The sequence below is a fragment of the Albidovulum sp. genome, assembly GCF_049646345.1.
GTDB lineage: Bacteria > Pseudomonadota > Alphaproteobacteria > Rhodobacterales > Rhodobacteraceae > Albidovulum.
Genome location: NZ_JBARVQ010000572.1, coordinates 1 through 2,192, shown reverse-complemented (window position 1 = coordinate 2,192; position 2,192 = coordinate 1). Strand labels below are relative to the sequence as shown.

At 52.5% G+C, this 2,192-nt stretch carries 2 protein-coding genes; both read right to left on the bottom strand.

Features of this window, described 5'->3' with window-relative positions; translation table 11 throughout:
* Positions 1-122: 122 nt before the first annotated feature.
* The gene (locus WBB85_RS14915) at positions 123-986 is read right to left on the bottom strand and encodes a hypothetical protein (protein WP_432639392.1); all 864 of its coding nucleotides are present in this window, start codon (positions 984-986) and stop codon (positions 123-125) included.
* Between the two features lie 439 nt (positions 987-1,425).
* Positions 1,426-2,182, bottom strand: a protein-coding gene (locus WBB85_RS14910; protein WP_432639391.1) for an IS5 family transposase whose coding sequence is annotated in 2 segments (ribosomal slippage) — positions 1,426-1,858 and positions 1,857-2,182 — 759 coding nt in all. Because the reading frame shifts where the segments join, the coding sequence is not laid out codon by codon here.
* Positions 2,183-2,192 lie beyond the last annotated feature (10 nt).

Genomic DNA, 2,192 nt, shown 5'->3' with positions numbered 1-2,192 from the left:
AGGCCGGGAAGCCGCACAAGATCATCATCACGGCCGTTGCTCGAAAACTCGTAACACTCGCGAATGCCCTATGCAAAAAGCGCCAAAAGTGGGCTCATTCAACGCTCTGACCAATACAGTTGCTAGGCTTGCCGTATGAGGTTTATCTTTTTTAACCGTCTTGCCCCGGCTAGCGAAAGCAATGCGGCAAACAACATCAAAGCTGATGCGGGTACAGGGATTGGCGCAGGTTGATGAGGTGAAACTCCGGCAAGGTAGTCGAAGCCAGATTCAGACGTAATAGAAGGGTTTAAGATTTGGTTTCCGCTTGTGTCGAAAACCGTCGCTGCAAGAAGTCGGGCGCTGTTGAAGAAATCAGCAGCCGAGCTACATGAAAAAGAACCTCCACCATTCATACAGCTCACTGAACCGGCTATACCCGCGTCAAGCCTCAATTGACCGCCAGTAAAGGGGATTAGTACGTTTGTTATGCCAGTAGAACCTGTGACCTGCGCAGATGAGGGACCTAAATCGGTGGCTACAGCACTAATAGCGTATACAGTAGTCGAACCAAGAGAAACACCGAACGTAATTTGAGCCGCGGCCTGAGAAATAAAGTTAATTATGTTACCTGCGATGTCCACCGGTATTGAAATTGACCCGGCCGAAACACCAAAAGTCAACACGTCTGAAAAGGAAGCGCCAAAAAGCGCGCGGCCGAAAAATCCACTGGATGCCAATGAGTTGCCCGATATTGAGACGCTGCCAGAAACACCAAGGTCGCCATAACTTGCCCTTGCCGCAGCACTGATGGATTCAGATAATCCGCCTTGCGTAAAGCCGGTTGAGCACAAAGCCAAAGCTGATGCGGAAATACCAAAGTTCGTTTGGCTATCCAAACAATTCTGGGTCCCTTGACCTTGTGCCACCGCGTCAACTGTCGACGCAAAACTTGGCGCAGTCGCAATAACAAATAGCACTAAAGCTAAAAATCTTGCTGGCGACATGACACTTTCCTCTATACTGAAGTACGCATTGGAGAAATTTCTGAAAAAATCTACTGGATTTGGATGCTAAAGCAACGATTCTATTCGTTCTGCCGACATTCCCCAAATAGAGTTTTCATTTCGACGACGGCTTGCCCCGCAATACGGTCATTGACCATAGGCCCGCCCCTACACGGAATGCGGGGCCTATCGGGCGCACGCAGGCATAGCCGACCACCTCTCGCATGCACTCAAGTTCACTGAATTATTCGCATTTGTGAGAGAAAGACGGCAATTACGTTTCGGAGGAATGCATGATACTGCGGCGCCAGAATTCGGAGCGATGGCAGCCAAGTATTTTCTGTAATTTGAGATGAGGCATCATTTGAACTGACCGCGGGGATCGTCGCGCGCATGGGGAAGCAGTTCGTAACTCACTAGGCTCCAGACTCATTGATCGTCAAAGCCAGAACAAGACGGTTGCGGCGAGGGCGATGGCTGAGAGGAAGACCTTGGGGCATCTGTCGTAGCGTGTGGCCACCCTGCGCCAATCCTTCAGGCGACCAAACATAATTTCGATCCTGTTACGGCGTTTGTATCGACGCTTGTCGTATTTGACGGGCTTTGTTCGCGACTTCCGGCCAGGGATGCACGGCTTTATGCCTCTGTTCTGCAAGCCTTCACGGAACCAATCGGCGTCATAACCTCTGTCGGCCAGAAGCCACTGCGCAGGTGGAAGGCTGCTCAGCAATGCCGCCGCGCCAGTATAATCGCTGGTCTCGCCTGCGCTCATGAAGAAGCTGATCGGGCGGCCGTTTTCATCAGTGACGGCATGCAATTTGGTGTTCATGCCGCCCTTGGTTCGGCCAATCAGACGACCGCGCCCCCCTTTTCAACCCAAGGCTTGAAGCCGTGCGGTGTGCTTTGAGATAGGTCGCGTCGATCATCACTGTCTTTGGAACTGCCGCCTCGGAAGACAACCCTTCCATCATTCTAGCGAAGACGCCCATCTCGCCCCACCGCTTCCATCGGTTGTAGAGGGTCTTAGCCGGGCCGTATTCCTTCGGCGCATCACACCACCGCAAGCCATTGCGATTGATGAAGATTATGCCACTCAGAACCCGCCTGTCATCAACGCGCGGCGCGCCATGGCTCTTCGGAAAGAAGGGCCGCAGCCGTTCCATCTGTGCGTCCGTCAGCCAGAAAAGGTTGCTCATCGTTCAGACC